The following is a 25,125-nucleotide window of genomic DNA, read 5'->3' on the forward strand; positions in this document are numbered from 1 at the left end:
TTTTTCATTTTTCAAAGTAAAAATTATCTTATGAACTTCTTCTCTTTTCCTAAATCGGAATACTTACTAATTCTTTATCATTTTAGTTAATCATTTCTTAATCCATTCAGAAAATCATTTGCATTAACATAAATTCGTTCCGTTAATTAGTATGAAATAAGCTATGTTTTAGAAAATAACTAGTTAACATTATGCCCCAAAACAAATCATAAAAATAACTTTTACTTTAGAAAATTGATTTATACCACAATTTTAAATATTGCGATTTTTCAGGGAGTAATCTTGGGCATCATTATTCTAAAATCTTCCTTATTCAACAGCAATTCAAATAGATATCTAGCCTATTTACTATTTGCGCTTTCCATTGTTTTACTAAATTATGTTTTTGAACTTGAAGGTGTGTTTAAATCATATCCCTTAGTACGTTTTACAGACGCTATCGATTGGGTATTTCTATTACCTGTTTTCACATTTCAGTTTATTATAAACCGCATTGATGATGCGGTAAAAAACAAACAAAAAACATATTTGTATTACATTCCATTTGTCTTTAACAGTATTCTTAATGTTACAGTCTGTCTTGACATTGTAGCGGGAATTTATAAAATTCCTGAAGCCTGCATACCTCTAATCAATATACTTAGGATAATTCAGCTTTCAATGGCCGTTATCATCGTCTTGTTTCTGCCTCTATATTCTTATTTTATGATAAGGTATTTAAAAGATCCTCAAGAGAAAAAATGGGTCACTACCTTATTAACCTTCATGTATTTGCTCTTGGTTATCTGGCTGACTACCTATATGGCTGGTTATTATTTTCAAGCAGATATTTCTTCTACCATGAGTTGGCTGGCTGTATTTGCTACATTTATAATTCATTGGACAGCTTATGCAGGCATTTACAAATACAAACTTGCCAAAAACAAAGATGCCATCTATAATTTTCTAAACAACGATTTAGCGCTTTCATCTGGCAGCCTTCAAATTATAGAAAGCGGCCTAACAGAAGAAAATAATACCTCGGAAGAATACAGAGAATCTATCACGGCAGATAATCTTTATTTTCAAAAACTAGAACTTCTTTGCAAAGAGCAGCATATTTATACTGACAGCACATTAAACAGAGAAAAAGTTGCTGAACAACTTGGCATAAGCGCGGGTTATGTTTCACTAATTATAAATACGATTACTGGAGACAACTTTGCCAATTATATAAACAACTATCGAGTTGAAGCTGTCAAAGAAATGATTTCAAATTCTGACTATGAAAATTACAATTTACTGGCGATGGGATTAGAATCTGGGTTTACTTCAAAAACCACTTTCTATAAAGCTTTTAAAAAAGTTACTGGCCAGACACCAAATGAATATAAAAACACCTGTAAATAGGTGCCAATTTATACATTCTTGAGCTTTTGAAACCTTTTCTAATTTTTCTTATCTCAATTTTGCGACTAAATAATTCAAATCACTTTTTATGAAAAAACTATTATTACTAGCTGTTCTTACAGTTTTTGGCTTTGCAAATGTTAATGCACAAGAAATTAAATTTGGTGCTAAAGGAGGTTTAAACTTCTCAACTATCGGCGGAGATAATACCAAAGGTATTGACTACGTAACATCATTTAATTTAGGTGTTTTGTCTGAAATTCCAATTTCTGAGAAGTTTTCTTTTCAGCCTGAATTAATGTATTCTGGTCAGGGATACAGCTTCAAGGATAATACAATTGCCTTAAGTTATTTAAACCTTCCTTTAATGGGAAAATATTATCTAACTAAAGGATTTAGTGTTGAGGCCGGACCGCAAATAGGTTTTTTACTTGCAGCTAAAAATGAAAAGATAAATGTAAAAGATTCGTTTAATACTTTTGATTTTGGTGTTAATTTTGGCTTAGGTTATAAACTTGAAAACGGACTTAATTTTGGCGTAAGATATAATCTAGGATTAACTGACATTAATAATGTAGATAATTCTTCTGTCAAAAATAAAAACAGAGCGTTTCAAGTATCTGTTGGTTATTTCTTTTTCTAAAAATTACAATTCGATCTAAAAAGAAATTCAGATTCTTGTAACAACATTATCAAAATTTTAAAAAACTGGTCAGACATTTTAATACTGCCTGAAAATAAGTAAAACACCACTTGAAAAAGCTGGTGTTTTTTTATTCTATTTCAGATTCAGCAAAATCATATCCGTCGTGACAAATGCAAGTTCCAGTCGTGTTAAGTTTCTAAATTTTATAAAACAATTCAAAGTCTAAACTCAAGAAAAGTACTCACAAACATTTCGCAGTTAAAGTAGTATTTTAAAACGACAGCTTCTCTATTGACAGTTTATTATATAATTACAAATCTGTCTGCAGATCTGAAGAATACAGAGACTTTTCTACAGCATTATTTTGAGATATTTTTTGAATATCTACGAGAATATCTGCATCACTTTTAAAAATTGCATTCAATACTTCAGCAACTTCTTCCGAAGTATGTTCATTAGAATATCCCACAAACTGAATCAGCTTATCTTTTTGTTGATGCATTTTAAATCCTGCCAAAGACAACTGAGACAAACGATTAGAAACATCAATATTATTGATTTTCACGTTTGATTTTGTTAAAAAAACTATTGGATTTCGAGCTTCTAAATCTATTAAAAACGGAACTCCATTTTCTATCTTTAAACTACAAAAATCACCCGTTCTATAGCGTATTAATGGCAAGAAAGGGTTACTGCCTCCGGTAACTACCAATTCTCCTCTTTCGCCATAAGGAAGCTTCACATCTTGATATTCATCAAAAATTTCTAAATACAAATCTGGCCGAATAACCTTATGTCCAATTTCTGAAGCGTAAGCGATGTTTCTACATTCTGTTAACGAATAAAGATCAATAACAGGGCATTTAAAATAATTTTCCAATTTGCTTTTGGTGCCTTTTGTCAGCTTCATAGCAGAGGATATTAAGGCCTTTGGATTCAGTTTTGGCTTTAAATCTAATAATGCTGTAAAAGCGATTGGATCACCAGTAAGAATTTGCGGATTATATTTCTCAAGGTATTTTTTACAATCATCAGGATGGTTCCAATCTGACGGATTTAGATTTATTTTTAAAATACCAGCTCCTTCTAAATAGGTTGATAAAGAAGCGTATGTCAATGTTTTTTGCTGCGCACAAATCAAAGCAATTGCTGCTGTATTTTTACTTTCTTTTATATGAATGTCAAAATCTTTTAAAACAGATTCTATTTGCGGCAGCCAATTCGCTTGGGAAACTGCATCAAAAAGCACATCTAACTTTGGCCCTGTGGATCCTGAAGTATGATAGACTAACAACTCTTCTAAATTTGCTTCATTAGAAACAAATAAATAAGGATATTTTCTAATGTCTTCTCTGGAAATGGTTGGAAAAGAATCTAAATCAGTGCCTTTTTTGTCATAAAAAGGTACTGTTTTAAGACACCATTTTAAATAGTCATTTATCCAAATTGGCGTTTGTCCTTCGTTCCAAAATACTGTTTTATCATAGTACTTTTTTTTATAGGAATGAACTTTTGAAAGTTGTACTGCATTTAATCGATCACCGCTTTTAAAATTAAATTTTGGAGCAAAAGCATCTTGTCTAAGTTCATTTAAAAAACTTAAATCGTCAAGCAGCGGAAAACGCTCCTCATCTGTTAATGCAATTTGCGGATTACTACTCGCGTCCATAAGTATTTGCTGCTTCTCTGGCTTTTTTCTCTGCCATTTCTCTTTTAATTGCCATTATTCTTTCGTGCGCTTCATAGGATTGTTTTAAAACTTTATGCCTGTCTGCACTGCTTAATGAAGATAATTTATCTGCCGCTTCATCATAATTTTCGCCGTTAGGTATGATCTCACAACAATTTAGCAGCAAACGCACCATTTCTTCCGCACGTTCATCATCATTAATCCATTCATTAAATTTTACATATGCAGCAGCTTCACGCAATTCTTCAAACCAAAAATTATAGAGTTTATCTGCTATTAAAGGCTTATTTTTAAAATCTTGATGACTAAGAAGCCACGCCGAAATATGAATTGCCAGCCAATGATTATCTTTAATAAGATTTAAATCAGTATTTGTTGGTATGTTAAATTCAGTTCGTAAAAAATCATTACTTACAATTCTGTATGTATCGCAAATTAAGGCTGTTGAATTCAATCCATCTTTAAGAAGAAGATCCGAAGACTTTAAAAAACTGTCTGGACATTTTCTTAAATAGGTCACTAGTTCAAAAACATCATATTTAGACATAGGCATAATTTTGTTGTGAAAACTCTGATGCAAATTTTAAAAGTTCAGCTTCGTTTGTGACATAATATACTTTCCAACCCATTTTTTCTAATCGTATTACTAAATCTTTTTGGTAATCTGGATAAGAATGTAAAACCATAGTTCCGTGCCCGCCAGCATTTTTTAATGCAATTTCGACCAATTCCCAGTGTGTTTGTTTCGTTTGTGTATCAGAATTTAACATGCTGAATATATCATTGTCCGTAACGATTACAATATGTGATTTTTTATTTGGTTTTTCTCCAAATGGTTTTCGTAATCGCTCAATTCCGTAGGCATAACCAGTTCCCAAATAAGAGGTTAAGGTAGTTAGCAAATCTGTTTCATCAGAAATAAAACCATCTGTTTCCAAATAACTTCCAGGTTCACCAGATAAACACCCCATAACGGATGCTCCAGCACGTAAAGCAGATAATCCAATGATTGTTGCTGCGAGAACCGGCCATGAAAAATTTTCTTTTGGATTCATCATCGAGCCAGAGCAGTCTATCCCCATATATACATCTAAAGGTCCCTCTGAAATATTATTATCAGAGTCTGCACCGTAAGTTCTCTTTTGAGTGGTTAATCCAGGAATAATTGCAGGTGATAAAATAGCCGATTGCAGCCAGTCTACTTCTTCGATGGCGTCTCCAATATCCCACGTTTCCAACCCTTCTGGTAAATCCATAGAAACATTTTCTGAAGTCTCTACAGGAAAATCGATTAAATGAGATAAAGCAATTTCCTTATAATAAGCATTAACCAAACTCTGCTCATCAGCATTTGGGTTGACTTGCTGCATTAAGTCAATATAATTTCCCGGACCCATATATCCATTTCTTGGTCCAAATCCGCCTTTTTTATTTTCGTCTAAACCTAAAATATCGCTGTTTTTCTTGCCTCCGTCTTCTTTTAAACTAATCGCTTCTTTTCGCATATCGACTATTTCATCATAGCCTTCTAAATCAAGTTCTGTCATGCCCGAGATATCCATAGCTCCTTTGCCTGCATCTTCTGCATCTAATAGTATCAAAATCTTTTTACGTGCATCTTTAAACGTTTTGTCATCCATTAAATAGGGATATAACATTACCGCAAATCTTCCGCCGCCATGAATCCAGCCTTTTGAATAACTTCTAACCAAAGAAGCTAATAATGAAGCATCAGCATCTATTTTTTTACTGTGAAATGATAAATTCACTGCTAATTCACCGCGTTTCAAACGCCATAAATATTCATAAGTACGCATCATTAATGTCCATAATTCAGAAAAATTATCTTCTGAATTAATCGCTTTATAAACTTCTGAAATTTTTAATTTATTGACGCGTTGTAATTTATCATTGATTAAAAAATCAGTATATAAATTTGATACCATAGGTGCTCGATCCTCAATACCGGGTAAAGCAAAACGAATTCGATTCAACAAAACAGCGTTGTCGTATAAATTTGCAGGTGCAAAAATGTGATGACCTATTTCGTGTGCCAATACCTCAACAGCATAATCGACAATACCGCGTTCTGTAATTTCTTCTAAGTTTATAACAATGCGATGATCTGTTAACCGAATCATTGCAAAGCTGCTCGAAAGCCCTTCTTTTTGAGCTTCCTGATGCGACAAACACCAAATAGGTTCTTGCAAGCGCAGTAAAGGATTCCACTCCAGTTTTGCCTGCTGCCAGCACGATTTCCAAGCGGCTAATGTTTCTTTTATTTCAGATTGATTATGCATTTCCAAGACTGAATAAGTATAAAAAATAAGAATTTTGCAACGTTAAAACCAATGTGTTTTCTGTTGTCGCAAAAGATGAAATCTTTCTTGTATCAATTTTTTCGTTGCCTTTTCCAAGCCATTTCTCCAAGTTATCTAATCGACTAGAATTTGATAAAATTAGAGATGCATCTACAGAATTTGCAGGAACCAAAACTTTTCCAAATTGGTCTGCAAAAAGCGCGTAACTGCTTTTCGAATCGGTTACAAATATGTTTCCATCAATTTTTGCTAGTCTCGGCGGATTTTCAAAAAATCCATCTGTATCTTTAAAACCGCCTTGTACGCCTTCAAATTTTGCTTTTTCATTCGCCCAGGGATTTTTAAAAAGCTGAATCGAACTTTTGTCTGAACTTATCGCGTTACGAACTATTTCTTGCAGATTCTCAGAAAGTTCTTCAAAATCTGTGTTTAAACGAATCCTCAAATGCGCCAAACCACATCTCCACGCATAAATACGTCCCACAATTTTAAAATCCTCAATAGTTTTAATCTCAGAGCTGCTGATCTTGATTAGATTACACCAATCTATTATTTTTTCTGGTGCATATATATGCAGATTAAAAAGAACGTCATTTAACAATGAAATTACTTTTACGGGAAATTTCACAACCAAGTTTGGCATTTGCGCCATTAACAGCCAAGCTTCTTTGTATTCGTCTTTATAGCGAATTGCAGATCCGTTTCCAATTAACTTCAATGATTCTTGATAAAGCGCTTTTACGATTTCATGAATTTTTTCTGGAGCTGAATTTAAAGCAGTCGTTTCTTTTACAATTGGTTCAACAACTTCTACCATCCAACTCGTAATTACATGAGCAGGCAAATTGCCATATTTCATTTCGCTCTCATTGTACCATCGATTGTACAACGTGCTTTTTTCGCTTAATTCTGCAATAAGTGGTTGAAAGCTTATTTTTTCCATTGCAGCCATCTTTTGTAATTGGTATAACGTTGATGCAGATATTTTAACTTCAAAATATCATCAGCTCGGTAACCGTACAGCTTTTTCTCTTCAGACCACTTTTGCAGCTGCTTTTCAATACTTAAAAGTCGATTATCAATTTCTTTTGAAGATATATTTTCAAGACCTTTTTTAAATTCCTCTTCAAATCGGTCAACTGGATCATTTCTATCCAAATCCTGACTCACATATTCATCGCAAGACAAATCGAATAAGTTTCGCAGCCACACAATTCTATCTACTCTGTAAACTTCATTGCCTATTTGATCGAAAAATGGAGATTCTAAATGCGGCGTCAAACTGTCATGTAAAACAAATGGCAGGACTTGTCTAATATCTTCTAATTCTACTTTTCGATTTCCTCTAAAATAAGCCAATGCTTTAGAAAACATTAGTAATGTCATAATTTTTCTAACAGACAAACCATTCTTTGCCTGCGAACCTAAATCTTTAATCGGATCTTTTCCTGTCTCTTTCCTAAAAAGAACACGCATATCCATACCAGATAATTTAGCTGTGTCTTTGGTCATATATTCTAGTCGGTTAGATGCCGGCTCAAAAAATTCAAACTGACGGCAGAAAAACTCGATACGTTTACGTAATTCCGGATCTATTTGAATCCCTCTAATTTGTTTATTTACAGTTGTTAACTCTTCTTCGGTAAAAATAATTTCTTCAGGAATTATTGCTTCCGGCTTAAAATTGAGCTCGATGCGCTGCAATAAATCCTCAACAAATCTTGTATTAAAGTGCATAGCTCTAATAACAATATCAATTCTATCCTTTAAGGCTTCAATAACCTGATAAGTTCCTCCGCCTGCATCATCATTAGCCGTTAGATACCATGCGCCATCAGGACATTCATAAATCTGATCAAAAATTTCAGCGTAGTTATCGGCCAGTACAGTTAATAAAGCGGATTGTGTTCTGGTTGGAATTCGATTATATTCATCAATAATTTTTACTCTCATGCCTAACCATTTTCGCCAAGCAATTCGAATATCCGAAGTCTTTTCGGCTTTTACCATATCCGAAGGCAATGGATGTCCTAATAAATCTGAAATCGTCATTTGAGGCTGACCATGCTGAATGGCTCGCATTACATCTTTATTATCATAGCCAGCCAGTAAACCCATCAAAACAGAAGTAGCTGTTTTTCCGCGACCTGGCCCTCCAACAATAAGACATTTACCTCTTACGGCTAAATTTAACAGAGGCATTAATACAAAACTAGAATAGCTTTGATCTGTAGGCAGATAAACGGGTACTTTACTGTCTCCAAATAAAAACTTTTTAGGATCGCTGTCATTAAATTCGATATCATAATACGGACTTATAATGGCTGTATTAGCGATCCAAAAATACGCTTGGCGCAATTTCTCATCTAAAGTAATTGCATCACTTGATTCATTTTGAAGATCATCAGTTGAATAAAGATCTTCTACTTGAAATTTATTATTGCTTTTGACATCTTGCGGATTCGTAGGTGATTCTGGAACTTTCTTAAAAAATCCCATCGTTTTATTTAATAAATCAGACATAGCTATATTTTGATTCTAAGTTATTTAAAATTTACAATTCTCTGAGGCAGATAATACTTTTGATACTTGCTCAATTCGTTCATCGATAGTACCACTGAGCATATAATATTTAAGATTTCTATTGTTTAAATCTTCTATTATTTTTTGCTGAAATTCCTTTCTTTTCACATCACCAGATCGATCCCAAGTGTCATCATAAGGAATATCAGTATCGCAGACAAAAATAATATCGTGCCTGTTCTCTGCTGCTTTTGCTAAATTTTCTAAAGCTGCAAGTGCCGTTCCATGATAATCCAGCGAAAACAAATAGGTCGTAATCGCATTAGTATCTGAGAACAAAATTCGATTTGACTGCAGCACAAGAGCATCTTCTCTCTCAATGTGGGTTTCAGCAATTTTTAAAAGATCTTCTAAAGTTAGTCTTTTATTTATTTGATGCTTCTCCCAATATTCTCTTCCGTATTCAGGCATCCATTGGGTATCAAAATGGAAAGCTAATTTTTCTGCTAACGTTGTTTTTCCAGTTGATGGAGCACCAAGTAATACCACTTTTGTTATCAGATCTTTATAAACTATGGGATGAATAAATTCCTTATTTTCAAATGAATTTTTTCTAATTTTTGTGGCAGAGATTGGAATAATATTCCGACTAACATCAACTTGCCTATTTATCGCATTCAGCGCAATACTCATGTGCACGCCGTAAGGCTCACTCGAATAAAAATGCGAAATAGTACGATTACCTAAAACACTTAAAACATAATCTTCCTGAATTTTCATAATCTCTGGTGTATAACCAGTATCATTTGGCGAATTGACACCTTCGATGACTACAATTTTCGGGTATATTTCACGTATCCAAGCTGCTCTGGCTGCCAAAGCAATATTTATTACTGGATCATCATAAATTAACACTATTAATTCATCAACTTCATTAACAGCCGTTTCTATTAATAATTGATGTCCTTTATGAAAAGGCGCAAACTTACCTAGTGTTAATCCAACTTTATGCTCGCTCATATTCAAATTCTTCATTATATACTTTTCTCCATTCTAGATAACCAATTACTGCCATAATTAAAAAAAGCACATATAAACCTGTTGTAAAATACAAACCTTTGTACCAATATACGCCTATGGCAACTACATCTACAACTATCCAAAACATCCAAGAATGCAATACTTTTTTAATCATTAAATATTGAGCAACAAGGCTTGCAATGGTTATAAAAGCATCTTCGTAAGGAAAAGATGCATCGGTTTTTGTCTGCATTATATAACCTAAACAAAAGGATAATAAAATGGTTGAACCAATCCAAAACGTTTCATTTTTTATCAATGTTATACGCAATGTACTGTGATTTGAACCGCCATATTTCCAATTATACCAGCCAAATACTTGCAGAAAAACATAAACAACATGCAAAATCATATCTGAATATAATTTGGCTGTGTAAAAAATAAAACAATATAATATTACTTGAAGTAAACCAAAATACCAACACCAGATATTTTGTTTAATAGTAAAATAAACAGCCATAAAGCCGAAAAATGCGCCAAATATTTCTAAAGTTGTATCCATAATTGGGTATAAATATATAATAATGAATCAAAATTTTAATTGATAACGAATAACATTTGAACAATTCGCATCTCTTTCTTTAAGCACTTTTTTAACTGCTGCTGCTTTTTGAACAAATTAGAATCATTAACCCTCTTATTGTCTGTAAAATGGAGATTTAAAAAAGATAAAAAATTACCAAAAGCGATTGTGATCATAAACTATAAAGAGCATAATTAGCACAAGCAATTTTAAGAAATTAGAAAAACAGATCCATCAGTTTTTGATGTGTTGTTTCAAATTATGGACGAAGGAAAAACTATACGATTGTCTAAAAAAGGAGGTTTTGACATTTATTTTCGGCTGAACTTTTCAAAAAAATCATGAAAAATTCGAAAGAATATTCTTTAAAAGCAAATATTTTTAAATTTTATTGAAAATATTTACCCGAACAAAAATCTGCTTTATCTCATTATTTAGTGTAAAATAACCTGTTATTAACCAAACAAATACATTTTAACTAACTTATTCTGTTTGCCGATTTTTATTTTAAAACATGTTATTTTCAGTATAACTGAAAAAAAGTTTTTCCAAAATCCTTTTGTGTATTTTAAAAATAGTTGCATTTTTGCACCCGCAATAGCAAAACAGGTCCGTTCGTCTATCGGTTAGGACGCCAGGTTTTCATCCTGGTAAGGGGGGTTCGATTCCCCCACGGACTACAAAAAGCTTCAGAGAAATCTGGAGCTTTTTTTTTTACTTTAGTTTGAAGTCCGAAATCAGACAAATATCTACAAAGCTTTTTACAAGAACTTTTAAACGAGCGAAGATTCTCCAGCAAACTGTTGATTGATTTTATCCAATAGTTCAAATTCGTCTAAAGGAAATAATTCGATAACGTGTTCTAATACTAATCCAACATTAATTGAGGAATTATTATCATTTTCAAGTCCCAAAACACACAATTTCAGCATATTATTAATCATACAACCGAGCTCATAATAGGTTGAAAATTTGGTTTCTGTTTTAAATCCTTCGTTATTGCCGCTTGCTCTTTTTAAAACTCTGAAATACTGCTTTATATCCTCTAAACTTTTAGTTTCTTTTGTCTCCATTATTTTTTCTGTATTCGTTTTTCTCTCAATTCAAATTTTGATGTTTTTTTTCAATATTTGGTTATCTTACACGATAACATCAAAAAAAAAATAAACACATAGAAACATAGATTTTATATGCTTGATAAGGGGACAAAAAAGAAACTCATTTCTTTCGCATAGATAGTCCCGATTTCGGAACTTCGGGACGGAATGTGTTTTAGACGAGTGAAATGCCTTTTTTAAAGTAAGAAATCTATACTTCGATGTGTTAAAATATAGTGCAATCAAAGAGGTGAGTTATTTCTATTTAGAATTATAAAGCTGTTTTAAATTACTTTCAATTGCTTTACAATCTCGTGAATATGTTCTTCATCAGTGCCACAGCAACCGCCAAATACATTTAAGTGACTAAAAGTATCTTTTAAGTGTTTGTATTCTTTACCCAAATCATTAGGAATTCCGCGGTCTAACTCTGTTGATTCGTCTAATTGGGCATGGCTTTTACAAGATGCATTTGCTCGAAAACCTTTTATTCTTTTTACCCAATTTTCATTTGCATTCTCTTTCAGTTCGTTTACAAAATGCGTAGGATGCGCACAATTTATCATATAATACAACGGCGGAATATTTACACTTTTGTCTACTTTTTCGATTGCCTCTTTTAGGCTCATTCCGGTTGGCAGTTTTCCATCGGTTTCGACTGTAAACGAAATAACTACAGGCAAATTAACTGCTTCTCCGGCTTGAACAATACCAATCACTTCTTCGATATAATTCATGGTAAGCGCCGAAACAAAATCAACCTGCAGTTGGCTTAGAACTTTTATTTGTGCCAAATGATATTGTTTTGCTTCTTCGGCATTCATACAATTATCAGGCACATAACCGTCGCCTCGAGGACCAATACAGCCGCTTACAAGAATAGATTTTACCGTATTCGAAAATTCTGTTTTTAAATCTGATAACAGCGAAACTGCTTTTTTATTCAACTCAAATAAGGAATCTTTTGAGTATCCAATTTTTTCAATCCAATCTGGATTTGCGCGCCAAGTTGGACTTTCTAAAATGAAATTGGTTTTATACTTTTCGGCAATTTTTAAATACCGAGAATAATAGTTTTTCATACTTTCACGGCCTTTTTGATCTTTTAATATATCAAAAGCAGCAAAATAAGGCAGATCAAAACCTTCAAGAAAAACCAATGTTGTTTCGAGTCCGCCATCGGTTAAAAACAAATCTTCAGATTCGTTTGGCAGTGTATTTTTAGTCTTTTTCATCTTCATCGCATTAAACACAAACAATTAAAAATCAAACAAATAACACTATAAATATACAAAATTTCAGTTTCTTTAAATAAAAAGCAAAATCAAGCATTTTCTCTTTTTAAGAATATTTTCAGAGCTGTTTTTTAGTTTTTTATCACCTTAAGTTTCAAAAAGCTACAGAATTCCTAAAAAACTTTTTTTCAAAAACATAACCATAACCATAAAGAGTTTATTTACTTTTGCACCCGCAATGGTTTAACTGCAACTTTTCAAGGGCAGTTAACGAAGAGGGAATCAGGTGCAAATCCTGAACAAGCCCGTTACTGTAAATTCCATGCAACATTTTGACAGATTAGGAGAGCTTTTTTTGGCTTTCGAAATCAAATCTTTTGCCACTGCATTTTCATCAAATGTGGGAAGGCGGCTCAAAATGGGAATAAGTCAGGAGACCTGCCACTGCATATAATTTTAGGCTCTCGCGGACCAGAGTTTTAAAGACAAACACATTTATCAAACTAAACATTTGATTTCATTTTTTCCGTTTAAAACTATTTGTCACAAATAGACTATTTTGCTATGCACGTATGTAAAAACAGGTATTCAAGCCTGCTGCATTGTGGATTATGTGCCTTATTATGGATTTTATTTATGAATCCGATTTTGGCGCAGGATAATCCTAAAACTAAAGAGCGAGACTCTTTAAAACCACTTGTGTTAAACGAAGTGATTCTAACCGCGAGCAAACGCGAGTTTAGGATAGAATCGCCTATGCCTGTTCAGATTTTATCGGGCAAACAGCTCGAAGCGCTAAACAGTCTTTCGGTTGCGGATGCGGTTCGTTATTTTTCGGGTGTTCAATTGAAAGATTACGGCGGAATTGGCGGTTTAAAAACCATAAACGTTCGAAGTTTAGGAAGCGCTCATACGGCAGTTTTTTATGACGGAATGACGGTTGGAAATGCACAAAACGGTCAAGTTGATTTAGGAAAATATTCTTTGGACAATATTGAAGCTATCGAACTTTATAATGGTCAAAAGTCTACAATTTTTCAGCCTGCACGAGGTTTTTTTGCTTCAAGTACACTTTTACTTAAAACAAAAATTCCTGTTTTTGAATCGGGTAAAACCACAAATATTAGAACTTCTTTTAAAACTGGATCTTTTGGATTAGTGAATCCTTCTGTTCTTTATCAGCAAAAAATAAGTTCTAAAACAGCACTTTCCTCCAATATTGAATGGCTTAAAGCCGATGGAAAATACAAATACCGCTATCAGAAAAAAGACGGTTATGATACAACTGCAGTTCGCCAAAACGGAGATATAACTGCACTTCGGGCGGAATTGAACCTGCATACCAAATTTGGCTCGAACGCTCTGGCAAACATTAAGGCTTATTATTACGATTCTGAACGAGGACTTCCGGGCGCAATTCTAGCCAATAGATATGAGCATGTGCAAAGGCAATGGGATCGTAATTTTTTTATTCATGGTTCTGTACAGAATTCCTTTTTCGAAAAACACGAAATGCTTACCAATGTAAAATTCAGCAGAGACTACAGCCGTTATATCGATCCTGATTATAAAACGCTTGAAGGTGCATTGGACAATAAATATTATCAAAACGAATTTTACGCTTCGGTTGTCAATCTCTACACTATAAAAGATTGGTGGAAAATGTCGCTTGCAGCAGATTTCTCCATTAATACGCTTGATGCCAATTTATACCGTTTTCCCTATCCTACCCGATATTCTTATTTAGGCGTTATTTCAAGCGAAATGCATTGGAAACGACTTGATATTCAAGCCAATTTACTTGGAGCTTATATCGATGAACAGGTTAAATATTATCAGCAAGGCGATAGTCAGCATGTTTTCTGTCCTGTTATATCAGCTTCTTATCAACCTTTTGCGATAAAGAATTTCAGAGTTCGAGCGTTTTACAAAGAGTCTTTTAGAATGCCGACTTTCAATGATTTATATTACACTTTTATAGGCAACAGTTCTTTGCGTCCAGAATTTACAACGCAATATGATATGGGAACTACTTATAGTATTGAGCCTAAAAAAATGCTGCAATCGGTATCATTTCAAGCCGATGTTTATTACAATCGTGTAAAAGATAAAATTATCGCAATGCCGTCATCTAACCTTTTTAGATGGACAATGATGAATTTGGGCGAAGTTGATATTCGCGGCTTAGAACTAAACACCAATTTCGTTTTTAAATTTCCGCAGCAAATATTTCTAGATTTAGGCTTAAGCTATACGTATCAAAAAGCAATCGATATTACTGCAAAAGGCACAACTTACGGCGACCAAATTCCTTATACACCAGAAAACAGCGGTACAATAACCTCATCTATCAACTGGAAAAACTGGAATCTTAACTACAGTTTTATATATACCGGTGAGCGTTACAGTCAAAAAGCAAACATTCCTGTTAATTATGTTAAACCTTGGTACACGAGCGATATGGCTCTTATTTGGAATGGAAAATTCTCAAAAATCCCTGTAAAATTAAGTGGCGAAGTCAATAATTTATTCAATCAATATTATGATGTGGTACTCAATTTTCCTATGCCGGGCAGAAACTATCGATTAAGTCTTTCTCTAAATTTTTAAAATAAAACAACAACACTAAATAAATTCTCAGCAATGAAAACAAATTTCAAATTTTGGCTTTTACTCGCTTTTGCGGCGGCAGCTTTTCAAGGATGTCAGGAGGACGATCCTATTATTCGAGAAGAAGTAGAAGTTTTACCGCCCGAAACTGTTACAACCGTACAAGGTTTTTATCTTTTGAACGAGGGGAATATGAACATGAATAAAGCTTCATTAGATTATTACGATTATGAAACCGGAAGTTACAAGCGTAATGTTTATGGTCAGGCAAATCCTGATGCGACTTTAGGTTTAGGCGATGTAGGAAACGACATTGGTATTTACGGTTCAAAATTATACTCTGTTATCAACAATTCAAACAAAATTGAAGTTATGGATGTTGTTACCGCAAAACGCCTTAAAGTAATTGATGTCAAAAATTGCCGATACATAACTTTTGCCAACGGAAAAGCTTACGCAAGCGCCTATGACGGTGAAGTACAATTGGGAGAAAATTCGCCAAATGGTTTTGTTGCCGAAATAGACACCACTTCTCTTTCGATCACAAAAACGGTGAAAGTAGGCCGCCAGCCCGAAAAAATGGCTGTTGTAGGCAATAAACTTTATGTTGCCAATTCAGGAGGATATAGTCCGCCAAATTATGAAAGAACGGTTTCTGTAATCGATCTAAAAACTTTTACCAAAATAAAAGATATTGATGTTGCCATAAATCTGCACAGACTTGAAGCTGATGAAGATGGAGATTTGTATGTAAGCTCTCGCGGCGATTATTATGATATTCCTTCCAAACTATTTGTAATTGACACCAAAACAGACCGCATCAAAAAAACTTTTGATATTGCCTGCTCCAATCTTACTATCGTTGGCGACAAAGCTTATATAATTGGATCTGAATTTAATTACAGCACCTTCGATTATATCATAAACTACAATTTAATTAATGTTAAAACCGAAACTTTACTTACAGAAAGCTTTTTACCTAAAGCGGTCAGCGACGAGATTAAAACACCATACGGACTTGCTGTTGATCCTGTTTCTCTAAATGTTTTTATAACAGATGCTGGAGATTATGTTTCTCCCGGAAAATTGTACTGTATTGATAAAAACGGAAATACAAAATTCACGGTTACAACAGGAGATATTCCTGCACATTTTGCCTTTAAAACAAAAAAAACAATAATTAATCCATAAATTTTAAAAATGAAGAAAATTCTACTTGCATTGTCAGTTGTCCTGCTTCTTTCGGGCTGTTATAAAGACGATATTAATGATCTAAAAAATGATGTCAATGATTTGAAAAGCCGAATGGCACAATACGAAAACCTGCTTGATGTATTAAACAAAAGGTTGTATGTGGTAAACTACGAAACTAAAGACGGAAGTTATGTAATCACAATGAGCGACGGATCTAAATTAAATGTCCGCAATACCTCATCGTTTATAAAAATTGGCGAAAACGGAAACTGGTGGATCGATGGTGTTGATACTGGAAAATCTGCCAAAGGTGAAAGCGGAGCCAAAGGCGAAGCTGCAAAAATTACTATTGGAGCTAACGGAAACTGGTTTGTTGATGCTGTAGACACTGGCGTTTCTGCTTCTGGTCAAAAAGGAAAAGACGCGGCAGAAATTACGTCGGTTGCATTGGCAAACGGAATTATGACTTTTACTTTTGCAGATGGCCGTACAATCAGCATTGTAGCAAGCGCTCCAGAAATTACACTGCCAAACCCGGCTGGTGGTTTTGCTGTAGATAAAATGCAATGGTTTAAAGTTCAGCCTCAATTAACAAACGCTGCAAATGCCACTTATAAATGGATTGTAAACAGCCAAGAGGTTGCTGCAACGACTGATTTGTTCTATATTTTTAGTGCTGCAGGAACTTACAATATCGAGTTTAAAGCTAAAAATGGAGTTGGCGAAAGCTCTAAATCTTTCACCGTTACAGTTGCCGAAAAAGCATATTTAAACAAAATTACACGTGTTTTTGACTTCTTTCCTGCTCCAGGACAATTTGTAAATGCTCTGCCTGCTGCAACTGCCACAGATACTGACGAAACAATGCGTGTAAAAGCCGAAACAGCTTTAACAGCAGGAAACATGATCAGTCTTGGAGGATTTGGAGGTTATGTGCAATTTGGTTTCGACCATACAATTATCAATAAAGAAGGGAATGATTTTGTAGTTCTGGGTAATGCATTTAATGATTGGGCTGAACCCGGAATTGTTATGGTTTCATACGATGCAAATGGTAACGGAAAAGCGGATGATGAATGGTTTGAAATTGCAGGTTCTGAACACAATAAAGCGACGACTATCAAAAATTACGAAATGACGTATTATAAGCCAGAAGCTGAACCAACTAATCCGAATGAACCAAATTACATTCGTTGGACTGACAATCAAGGACAAACTGGTTATATAGCAAAAAACCAATTTCACAAACAAACGTTTTTCCCTTTATGGAAAGGAAACACTGTAACTTTTAAAGGAACTTTCTTAAAATCTAACATTTACGATAAATCTGGCGGAAAAGGAAACAACTGGGCAAATCCTGCTTACGAATGGGGTTATACTGACAACTGGGCTAATGCTGATGTAAGAGGTCAAATCGATATAAGCTGGGCTGTAAATGCTAAAGGAGAATCTGTAAAACTAAAAGGAGTTGACTTTATTAAAGTTTACAATTCTAACCGTGCTGAAGGCGGATGGCTTGGAGAAGTTTCAACAGAAGTTTCAGGATTTAAAGATTTAAATTTACCATAATACAGCATTCTTATTTTTTGAATAAAGGAAAGTCTCAGAATCTCTGAGACTTTTTTTATGCCTGAAAATCTTTCTAATCTGCGGCTGAGAAATAATTACGCTTCTAAAGCTGACTTAAAAACAAAACAATCAATACTTTACCTAAATCACACTCAAATTGTGAATATCTATTTGTGTATTTTATGAGTTTATTTTCCTGTAAAATCTATCTTTGGCATCCTTAAAAAAATTAAAGAGATGAGCGCAATTTGGTACGAATGCAAAGTAAAATATAGAAAAACAGATGAAACTGGAGGCCAAAAAGTACTAACAGAACCTTATTTGGTAGATGCAGTATCTTATACAGAAGCTGAAAGAAGAATCAATGAAGAAATGGCTGCTTATATAAGTGAAGAATTCAAAATCACGAACATAAAAGTGGCAAATTACGCTGAGATTCATCCTTTTGAAAACACAGATCGCTGGTTTAGATCAAAAGTTTCTTTGATCGCTTATGACGAAGAAAGCGGAAAGGAAAGAAAATCGAATATGTATATGCTGATTCAGGCAAATGATGTGAGAGAAGCTTATGACAATACGATTCATATTATGAAAAACACTATGGGAGAATATTCGATTCCTGCCATTTCTGAATCGCCAATTATGGACGTTTTCCCATACTTCAGCGGTGAAGAAGGAGAAACTGAAATGCTGGAAAGATTCAATGCTCTAAAAGCTTCTAAAACTGTAAAACCAGATGAAGAAACAATAGACCACATGGAATTTGAAACTGCATCGGAGGAATAAATTTCTTAAACTCCAAAAAATTAAAATTACAAATTAGCTTCAGAGAAATCTGGAGCTTTTTTTTATCAGCCAACACAAAATTTAACACATTGTCCCGATCGCTATCGAGATAGATTATCAAATTAAAAAGAATGCAAAAAAGAGAAACATATTTCTTTCTCATAGAAAAGCTATGTGTTTTTTTTAAAAGTAAAACGCCTAATTTTAGGTTGCCATAACTATGTTTCTATGTGTTAAAAATAATTACAAGCAACGCAGTTCTATTAATTATAAAATTAAAATAAATCATATATTCGTTATTACAAAACTGATCTAAAAGCACTTGCACACTAAACCAAAAACTCCATGACAAAAAAAACACTTGTTTTAATTGGATTTATCATTTTAAAATTTGTTTTACAGTACACGCTTTTAAGTCCGGAATATGATTTACAGCGCGACGAATATTTACATCTCGATCAGGCGCACCATTTGGCTTGGGGCTATTTATCTGTTCCTCCCGTTACTTCATGGTTTTCTTATCTTATATTTCAACTCGGAAATTCCGTTTTTTGGGTCAAGTTCTTCCCTGCCCTTTTTGGCGCACTGACACTTTTATTTGTCTGGAAAACAATTGAGATTTTAAAAGGAAGTTTTTATGCATTGGTTCTTGGTGCAATATGCATTTTGTTTTCGTCTCTTTTAAGAATAAATATGTTGTATCAACCCAATTCGCTGGACGTTTTGTGCTGGACAATGTTTTATTATATCGTAATTCAATATATCACGACTCAAAAATCAAAATGGTTTTATATAGGCGCAATAGTATTTGCTTTTGGTTTTTTAAACAAATACAATATTCTTTTCCTGCTGATTGGTCTTTTACCAGCACTTTTGCTATCAAGCCAAAGAAAAATACTGGCCGAAAAAAAGCTGTATTCTGCCCTGCTTTTAGGACTTCTGTTAATACTTCCGAACTTATTGTGGCAGTATAACAATCATTTTCCAATTGTGCATCATATGAAAGAATTGGCAGAAACTCAATTGGTAAATGTAGATCGTCTTGATTTTCTAAAAGAACAACTCTTGTTTTTTATAGGATCTATTTTTGTTCTTTTGGCCGCATTATACAGTTTACTGCTTTACAAACCTTTTGCAAAATACAGGTTCTTTTTTTGGTCGATAATTTTTACGCTCATTGTCTTTATTTATTTCAAAGCCAAAGCGTATTACGCCATTGGTTTATATCCTATTTATATTGCTTTTGGAGCCGTATTTCTTTCTGAAGTATTACAAAAAGGATGGAAATATTATTTGCGATATGTATTTGCTGCCATTCCGATATTATTGTTTATTCCGATGTACAATATTGCGTTTCCAAACAAAACGCCAGAATACATTGTAAAACATCCTGAGAAGTATAAAAAACTAGGAATGCTTCGCTGGGAAGATGGAAAAGATCACAAACTGCCGCAAGATTTTGCCGATATGCTGGGTTGGAAAGAACTTGCCCGAAAAACAGATTCCGTTTATGCATTATTCCCAAAATCACAAAACACATTAGTGCTTTGTGATAATTACGGACAAGCGGGAGCAATAAATTTTTATACTCAAAAAGGAATAAAAGCTGTTTCTTTTAATGCTGATTATGTGAATTGGTTTAATTTGAATATCAAATACCAAAACTTGATTAGAATTAAGGAATTTGAAGAAAACAGTAATGAACTTGCCGAAACAAGTCCGTATTTTCAAGCTGCTTTTATCGCTGGTGAAATAACAAACCAATATGCAAGAGAATACAAAACAACCATTTTTGTTTTTACGAATGCCAAAATCAACATCAACAAAAGACTGGAGCAAGAAATCAAAGAAGAAAAAAATTATGCCGACTAAAAAATGATTGATTTTACTTCTATTACGTATTTAAAAACAGGAAATTCAAAGCAAGTTCGAGTTTATGAAATCTTAACTCAAAATAAGATTTTAGAAATCCTATCTGAATTTGATCCTATTTTAACCGGTACCATTCCTATAAATATTGATATTGAAAACAGCGATCTCGATATTATTTGTTACTGGACAAACAAAACCGATTTTATAACCAAAATTTCTATGGCTTTTAGTACGAAACCTGAGTTTAAAATTAGAAACAGCTTGATCAATAACAATGAATCTGTAATTGCAAATTTTAAAATTGATGGTTTTGAAATAGAGATCTTCGGGCAAAATATTCCCACTAAAAATCAAAACGCCTATAAACATATGCTTATTGAGCATGAAATTCTACAGTCAAGAGATGAGAATTTCAGATTAAAAATCATTGCGCTCAAGCAAAATGGTTACAAAACAGAACCTGCTTTTGGTAAATTATTGGGATTAAAAAACGATCCTTATACTGAATTACTGGATTATAAAATCTAACCCAGAACAAACACCAAATACAATACATTAGAATACAGATAATTACAAACTAATAACCAATAATTCAAAATTTTTCAGTTATTTCTTTGCATAACCGTATTTAGTGCTTATCTTTGCACCCGAAACATCGCGGGATAGAGCAGTAGGCAGCTCGTCGGGCTCATAACCCGAAGGTCACAGGTTCGAGTCCTGTTCCCGCTACTAAGACAAAGCTTCAGAGAAATCTGAGGCTTTTTTTTTAAACCACAACTTAAACTATTATAAACACATAGACTACCTACAGCCTTTGTTCAATAAAAAATAAATTATATTATAATCGTAATTAAAATCCAATGCTTAAAAAAAACAAACCCCAAGTTCTATTTTTTATTCTTTTAAATTTATTTTTCACTCTCAACTCATTTGCACAAAAAAGTATTTATGCTGGAATTGAAATTGGACGCAGAGCCATTAAAGTTTCTGTTGTTGATGTAAATAATATTAAAAAAGCTGATTATAAAATACTTTCTTTCTGGACAGAAAGAATTCCGTTTGCCGATCATATTGGCGCTTCTGGAAAACTTACTCCTGAAGACATAAACAAAACGAGTCTTACTATTGTCGACCAATTAAAAAAAATTAAAGCCGACTATAAAATGCTCGACGAAAATATCTTTATCGTTGCCGCTCCTGTCTTTACATCTGCCAGCAACTTTGATGTTTTAAAAAGCAAAATTACTTCACTTACTAACAAAGAACTTGAAATACTTGATGGTAATGAAGAAGCTAAAACGTTAGTTAAAGGCGCAATACCGCCTGTTGATTATGCAAATGCTTTTCTTCTAGATATTGGTGCTCAAACTACTAAAGGCGGTTATATTGACGAACTTAAAGACAATAAATTAGAATTCATTCCTTTAGAACTTGATTTTGGCACCATGACACTTACTGATGCTGTAGAAAAAACAGTAACCAATAAAAGTCAGCTTAATGACATGTCAACCTATCAAGAAAAGTCTTTTGATTTTAATCCAAAATTACGCAAGAAGACTAAAGAGCTGTTTGACGCGAATCCACTTTTAATGAAAAAAGATAAATTATATTTATCTGGCGGTGCTGTTTGGGCATTTTCAACGCTTTATTATGATGAAAACGTTAAAGACCATTACATTCCTTTAACGCTTCAAGATGTTATCGATTATGATGCTATTCTGAAAAATAACTTTGGAAAATTTACAAACCTTGCCAAAACCAACAAAGAAATGGCGAGAGTTTTAAGTACTTATGACCAGAAATACCTTATCTCAGCAAACAACATATTGGTAACGTGTTTAGAAAGCATTCCAAACTTAGAAACAAAGAAGATATATTTTGTAAAAGAAGGACAGGTAACTTGGCTGATCTCTTACATTGCCGATCGCTCTAAAAAAGTAAATACTAATTTTTAAAGATCACTATTTAGTACACATATATTGCACAATTGTTATTCGATTTTGCATTTTAAACTCATCAAAGCTTCAGAGAAATCTGGAGCTTTTTTATTGAACAAAAAATGAATACTTGCGTAATTATTTAGTTAGAATTCTTCGCGGAGTGGGGTAAAAAAAACTAATCTGATACACTACCAATTACCCTCATTTTTCCTTTTTAAATTTTAAAATCTGTTTTTTTTCAAGTACAACTAATGAATCAGTTGTGAGCTTTAAAATTTTCCATTGAAAATTAGAGACATCATCATCATTAAAGAAATCAATTACTTGACCTTTTATTTCATACTCAAAAACCAATTGCTTATTATTAGGATAAAAGTTCATTTTCATTTCTTTACCATTAATGTTCAGTTTAAGAATTAGATCATTTTCCTTTGTAACCCAGTCACCACAAACAGAATTTATATTTGTTTTACCAACAGGACTATCCGCTATTAAATTATTATTTTTGGAGTAAGCAAAAACCGCAATAAAAACAACATAAATCAGGAGAACAATTAGTTTTTGAAAGAGGCTTTTATTTTTTAAGAACCATGTAAGGCAAAAACTTAAAAACACACCTGCAATACTAGAAAAAAGACTTCCTAATATTGAAGAAGATTGGAGAACATATTCTTTAAAAAAGAAAAATGTCAATACAAATATAAACACTGCAAATCCAATCGTTGTATAAAATTCTTTATTTAATTTTTGTTTCATTATCTTTCATTTTGCGTTTGTTCTTTTATTTCATCTAGAGTCAGCAATGCAAAGTGTTCATTGCAAGCGCTGCGCAAACCCGAAAGCTTTCGGGAATGACTTTGCGCTACCTTATCTTCTTCTTAAAAAACGTAAAGTTCTAAAAGTCTCTGACTTTAAAACTAAATTAATACAAATTATAGAGATTTATTTTAATAACAATCGTAAAAAAGTCGGGAGACTTTTATCACCATTATAATTTCTAAGAAATAAAAAAAATGCGCAAAGTCAAAGACATTTGCGCAGCATTTTGTGAGAACTCTTCGCGGAGCTCCGAATAAATTATTACGAGCAATGTATGACCATTATCTACCATAAATGCAGTTTATTTAATATGCATATTATACCTAACAGTATAAAGGCAACACCTCCAGCATAACCCCTAAAATTTACACTTAATAGTGGATATGAAGATGGTCTTTTTGACATAAAAACAATAATTCCTATTCCAAAAATGATCATAAAAATGCCAATACCAGTATCACATATTACTTCCATTTGCAACTTTTTAATTAGATCTTTTGTTTAATGTTTAAGTTTTCGAATTCTTCGATAATATCATGTATAATCTCCTGCTTCCATCCATCAAAACCTCTTCCTATTCCAGTTATATTCTTTCCGTTAATGTAAAATCTTAATTCATCAGCTTCACTTCCTCTGGCTCCTATTTCAGGTTTGTATGAGAAACTAAGTTGTTCTTTCTTTACTTTTTCAGAAAAACTATTTATCAAAAATTTTTTGTAACAGAAACAGATTGAATTTTCAAGTATAACGATTTTGTATAAAAAGGGTTTTAAGAAGAAAATCAAAACTTCTAATCCAACAATTATTATAAAAGAAAAGACATAAATTACAAAATCAAAATTTTTAGCAGCAAAATAAAACAAACAATTGAATGCTATCCCAATTAATAAAAGCTTTATTAATATTGCTGATAAACTTAATTTATAAATCATTAATTATTTTTTTTGTTGTTTGACTCCCGAACTTAATCCTTGAATTAACCTACTCTGCAAAGTGTTCGTCGCAAGCGCTGCGCAAATGTCTGCGACTTTGCGCTACCTCATCTTTCTTCTTAAAAAATGTAAAGTTCTAAAAGTCTCTGACTTTAAAACTAAATTAATACAAATTATAGAGATTTATTTTAATAACAATCGTAAAAAGTCGGGAGACTTTTAGCACCATTATAATTTCTAAGAAATAAAAAAAAATGCGCAAAGTCAAAGACATTTGCGCAGCTTTTTGTGAGAACTCTTTGCGGAGCGGTGCAGTACCCTCTGCAGATGTTTTTAATCGTATTTCTAAAGCCTTGGAAGTATCACCCGATTACTTACTAAACGGAACGATTCAGGACAAAGCCAAAAACAATATTCAAGACAGCGAACTCTTATTACAGTTCGAGAAAGTAGAAAAACTAAACGACCAAAAAAAATCACTCGTTAAAGAGTTTCTGGACGCTTTCATACTAAAAGCTAATTTGCAACAGCAACTTTCTTAAAACAAAAAACCGAGCAATTGCTCGGTTTTTTATTGACTTGTTTTGTCTGCTTGACATTATGAGTACAAGTCAAAAGCATCGCACTAGCCATTGTAGTTATTTCTACTCGGATTAGTTGGGGTAATTTTTACAAACATTAATAGACAAATTGCCATAACACTAATAAAAACAATTGAAAGAAAATCAAATCTCTCTTTTTGAAAAGGATTTACATTATATAAGATAAATCCTAAACAGGTGATTATGTAAATTATAAATTTATTAATCAAATAACCATTTACTATATCAAATCTAAATTTAAACAGCTTAAATTTTGTATTCACTTTTTCATAATCAAAATTCGCTTTAACATAGATT

Annotated in this window: 22 protein-coding genes, 2 tRNA genes and 1 riboswitch; of the genes, 12 read left to right on the top strand and 12 right to left on the bottom strand. The window is 33.1% G+C overall.

Annotated features, from left to right (window positions below):
- Positions 1-234: 234 nt before the first annotated feature.
- Complete coding sequence (locus tag B0A81_RS04505) at positions 235-1,389, top strand: helix-turn-helix domain-containing protein (protein ID WP_089056916.1); 1,155 nt, start codon at positions 235-237, stop codon at positions 1,387-1,389.
- Between the two features lie 88 nt (positions 1,390-1,477).
- Entirely contained in the window at positions 1,478-2,032 is a 555-nt protein-coding gene (locus tag B0A81_RS04510) for a porin family protein (protein WP_089056917.1), read from the top strand.
- A 313-nt stretch (positions 2,033-2,345) separates the two neighbouring features.
- On the opposite strand, the gene B0A81_RS04515 is transcribed toward B0A81_RS04510, so the two are convergent.
- The 7 genes from B0A81_RS04515 to pnuC are packed head-to-tail and all read right to left on the bottom strand — an operon-like array spanning position 2,346 to position 10,151.
- Positions 2,346-3,704, bottom strand: a complete 1,359-nt coding sequence (locus B0A81_RS04515; RefSeq protein WP_089056918.1) for an AMP-binding protein — start codon at positions 3,702-3,704, stop codon at positions 2,346-2,348.
- Complete coding sequence (locus B0A81_RS04520) at positions 3,691-4,272, bottom strand: hypothetical protein (protein WP_089056919.1); 582 nt, start codon at positions 4,270-4,272, stop codon at positions 3,691-3,693. Before B0A81_RS04520 ends, B0A81_RS04515 begins: the two co-directional genes overlap by 14 nt.
- Positions 4,265-6,025, bottom strand: a complete 1,761-nt coding sequence (locus B0A81_RS04525; protein WP_089056920.1) for a hypothetical protein — start codon at positions 6,023-6,025, stop codon at positions 4,265-4,267. Before B0A81_RS04525 ends, B0A81_RS04520 begins: the two co-directional genes overlap by 8 nt.
- Positions 6,018-6,989 (bottom strand): hypothetical protein, encoded by a 972-nt coding sequence (locus B0A81_RS04530; protein ID WP_123922159.1) that lies wholly within the window; start codon positions 6,987-6,989, stop codon positions 6,018-6,020. The genes B0A81_RS04525 and B0A81_RS04530 overlap by 8 nt, the downstream gene beginning before the upstream one ends.
- Positions 6,977-8,569, bottom strand: a complete 1,593-nt coding sequence (locus B0A81_RS04535) for an AAA family ATPase (RefSeq protein WP_199170248.1) — start codon at positions 8,567-8,569, stop codon at positions 6,977-6,979. The genes B0A81_RS04530 and B0A81_RS04535 overlap by 13 nt, the downstream gene beginning before the upstream one ends.
- Positions 8,570-8,593: 24 nt before the next feature.
- Positions 8,594-9,589: an AAA family ATPase gene (locus B0A81_RS04540; protein ID WP_208861303.1), complete on the bottom strand. Its 996-nt coding sequence runs from the start codon at positions 9,587-9,589 to the stop codon at positions 8,594-8,596.
- A complete protein-coding gene (pnuC, locus tag B0A81_RS04545) occupies positions 9,576-10,151 on the bottom strand; it encodes a nicotinamide riboside transporter PnuC (protein ID WP_089056922.1) in 576 nt (191 codons plus the stop codon). The genes B0A81_RS04540 and pnuC overlap by 14 nt, the downstream gene beginning before the upstream one ends.
- 629 nt (positions 10,152-10,780) lie before the next feature.
- On the opposite strand from pnuC, the gene B0A81_RS04550 reads away from it, so the two are divergent.
- Positions 10,781-10,852 (top strand) — tRNA-Glu (locus B0A81_RS04550).
- A gap of 93 nt (positions 10,853-10,945) precedes the next feature.
- Here B0A81_RS04550 and B0A81_RS04555 read toward each other — a convergent pair.
- Both B0A81_RS04555 and B0A81_RS04560 read right to left on the bottom strand, forming a co-directional pair.
- Positions 10,946-11,245, bottom strand: a complete 300-nt coding sequence (locus B0A81_RS04555) for a hypothetical protein (RefSeq protein ID WP_089056923.1) — start codon at positions 11,243-11,245, stop codon at positions 10,946-10,948.
- Positions 11,246-11,553: 308 nt separating this feature from the next.
- Entirely contained in the window at positions 11,554-12,504 is a 951-nt protein-coding gene (locus B0A81_RS04560; RefSeq protein ID WP_089056924.1) for a homocysteine S-methyltransferase family protein, read from the bottom strand.
- A gap of 222 nt (positions 12,505-12,726) precedes the next feature.
- A riboswitch (cobalamin riboswitch) is annotated at positions 12,727-12,964 on the top strand.
- Between the two features lie 80 nt (positions 12,965-13,044).
- Between B0A81_RS04560 and B0A81_RS04565 the strand changes: the two genes are divergently transcribed.
- The 8 genes from B0A81_RS04565 to B0A81_RS04600 all read left to right on the top strand — a co-directional run bounded on the left by B0A81_RS04565 (position 13,045) and on the right by B0A81_RS04600 (position 22,490).
- On the top strand, positions 13,045-15,114 hold the full coding sequence (locus B0A81_RS04565; RefSeq protein ID WP_244281278.1) for a TonB-dependent receptor: 2,070 nt from the start codon (positions 13,045-13,047) through the stop codon (positions 15,112-15,114).
- Positions 15,115-15,147: 33 nt separating this feature from the next.
- On the top strand, positions 15,148-16,305 hold the full coding sequence (locus B0A81_RS04570; protein WP_089056926.1) for a YncE family protein: 1,158 nt from the start codon (positions 15,148-15,150) through the stop codon (positions 16,303-16,305).
- Positions 16,306-16,314: 9 nt separating this feature from the next.
- Positions 16,315-17,877 carry a PKD-like domain-containing protein gene (locus tag B0A81_RS04575; protein ID WP_089056927.1) on the top strand — a complete coding sequence of 521 codons (1,563 nt, stop codon included), beginning with the start codon at positions 16,315-16,317 and terminating at the stop codon, positions 17,875-17,877.
- 237 nt (positions 17,878-18,114) lie between these two features.
- Positions 18,115-18,663, top strand: a complete 549-nt coding sequence (locus B0A81_RS04580) for a DUF4494 domain-containing protein (RefSeq protein ID WP_089056928.1) — start codon at positions 18,115-18,117, stop codon at positions 18,661-18,663.
- Between the two features lie 345 nt (positions 18,664-19,008).
- Positions 19,009-20,535 (top strand): ArnT family glycosyltransferase, encoded by a 1,527-nt coding sequence (locus B0A81_RS04585; RefSeq protein ID WP_089056929.1) that lies wholly within the window; start codon positions 19,009-19,011, stop codon positions 20,533-20,535.
- Between the two features lie 3 nt (positions 20,536-20,538).
- Positions 20,539-21,063 (top strand): DUF4269 domain-containing protein, encoded by a 525-nt coding sequence (locus B0A81_RS04590; RefSeq protein WP_089056930.1) that lies wholly within the window; start codon positions 20,539-20,541, stop codon positions 21,061-21,063.
- A 128-nt stretch (positions 21,064-21,191) separates the two neighbouring features.
- Positions 21,192-21,264 (top strand) — tRNA-Met (locus B0A81_RS04595).
- Positions 21,265-21,395: 131 nt separating this feature from the next.
- Complete coding sequence (locus B0A81_RS04600) at positions 21,396-22,490, top strand: Ppx/GppA phosphatase family protein (protein ID WP_089056931.1); 1,095 nt, start codon at positions 21,396-21,398, stop codon at positions 22,488-22,490.
- A 186-nt stretch (positions 22,491-22,676) separates the two neighbouring features.
- On the opposite strand, the gene B0A81_RS04605 is transcribed toward B0A81_RS04600, so the two are convergent.
- Together B0A81_RS04605 and B0A81_RS21535 are read right to left on the bottom strand one after the other, a co-directional pair.
- A complete protein-coding gene (locus B0A81_RS04605; protein WP_089056932.1) occupies positions 22,677-23,231 on the bottom strand; it encodes a hypothetical protein in 555 nt (184 codons plus the stop codon).
- Between the two features lie 551 nt (positions 23,232-23,782).
- Positions 23,783-24,001, bottom strand: coding sequence for a hypothetical protein (locus B0A81_RS21535; protein WP_123922160.1), 219 nt, complete (start codon positions 23,999-24,001; stop codon positions 23,783-23,785).
- A gap of 479 nt (positions 24,002-24,480) precedes the next feature.
- Between B0A81_RS21535 and B0A81_RS04625 the strand changes: the two genes are divergently transcribed.
- Positions 24,481-24,768, top strand: a complete 288-nt coding sequence (locus B0A81_RS04625; protein ID WP_089056936.1) for a hypothetical protein — start codon at positions 24,481-24,483, stop codon at positions 24,766-24,768.
- 83 nt (positions 24,769-24,851) lie between these two features.
- Here the strand turns inward: B0A81_RS04625 and B0A81_RS21735 are convergent.
- Positions 24,852-25,125 (bottom strand): hypothetical protein (locus B0A81_RS21735; protein WP_208861304.1); only part of this gene is annotated, 274 nt, incomplete at its 5' end.

Source organism: Flavobacterium plurextorum (assembly GCF_002217395.1).
Classification (GTDB): domain Bacteria; phylum Bacteroidota; class Bacteroidia; order Flavobacteriales; family Flavobacteriaceae; genus Flavobacterium; species Flavobacterium plurextorum.